This window comes from Streptomyces sp. HSW2009 (genome assembly GCF_040240285.1).
Classification (GTDB): domain Bacteria; phylum Actinomycetota; class Actinomycetes; order Streptomycetales; family Streptomycetaceae; genus Streptomyces.
Window position 1 is genome coordinate 1 of record NZ_JBEHZD010001048.1, and the last position, 1066, is coordinate 1066.

1 protein-coding gene is annotated in these 1066 nt (G+C 78.0%); it reads right to left on the bottom strand.

Annotated features, from left to right (window positions below; all coding sequences use genetic code 11):
* Positions 1–117: 117 nt before the first annotated feature.
* Positions 118–1066, bottom strand: a 949-nt coding sequence (locus AAHZ94_RS34470; protein ID WP_349997613.1) for a putative PEP-binding protein, incomplete at its 5' end; no start/stop codon positions are given.

A 1066-nucleotide genomic window follows, 5' to 3' on the forward strand; every position in this document is an offset into this window, starting at 1 on the left:
CCCCCCCCCCCCCCCCCCCCCCCCCCCCCCCCCCCCCCCGCCCCCCCCCCCCCCCCCCCCCCCCCCCCCCCCCCCCCGCGCCGGTGTTGCTGTCGTGCCGTGCTGCTGCGGGGACGATCAGTCGGTGCCCAGGACGGCCTTGACCGCCTCGCGCGCCTCCTGCGGGGTGTCGGTGGCCAGGGCGGCGCGGGCCGCCTCCTGACACGCCTGGAGGGTGTGCTGGGCCAGCGTGGCGCGCACCCGCGGGATGGCGTTGGGGCTCATCGACAGGCTGGTGACGCCGAGGCCGGTGAGGACGCAGGCCAGCAGCGGGTCGGCCGCCGCCTCGCCGCACACGCCGCAGCTCTTGTCCTGCGCCTGCGCGGCCTGCGCCGCAGCCTGCACGAGGTCGAGCAGGGCCGGCTGCCACGGGTCCTGGAGCCGGGCCAGCGAACCGGTCTGCCGGTCGGCGGCGAAGGTGTACTGCGCCAGGTCGTTGGTGCCCAGCGAGAGGAAGTCCACCTCGCGCAGGACGGAGCCGGCGCGCAGCGCGGCCGACGGGATCTCGACCATCGCGCCGACCTTGGCGGGCAGCCCGACCTCACGGCAGGCGGCGGCGAAGGCCGCCGCGTCGGCCCGGTCGGCCACCATCGGCGCCATCACCTCAAGCTGCACCGACAGCCCGTCGGCCGCCCGGGTGAGCGCCTCAAGCTGGCCCTTGAGCACCTCGGGGTGCTCCAGCAGGGTGCGCAGCCCGCGCACGCCGAGCGCCGGGTTCGGCTCCTCGGCCGGGGTCAGGAAGTCCAGCGGCTTGTCGGCCCCGGCGTCCAGCGCCCGCACCACCACGCGGGCGTCCGGGAACGCCTCCAGGACCTGCCGGTACGCCTCCTGCTGCGCCTCCACGGACGGGGCCTGCTTGTGGTCGTCCAGGAAGAGGAACTCGGTCCTGAACAGCCCCACGCCCTCCGCGCCGGCCTCGACCGCGGCGGCCACGTCGCCGACGCCGCCGATGTTGGCCAGCAGCGGCACCCGGTGGCCGTCGCTGGTGGCGCCGGGGCCGCTGACCGCGGCCACCGCGGCGCGGCGC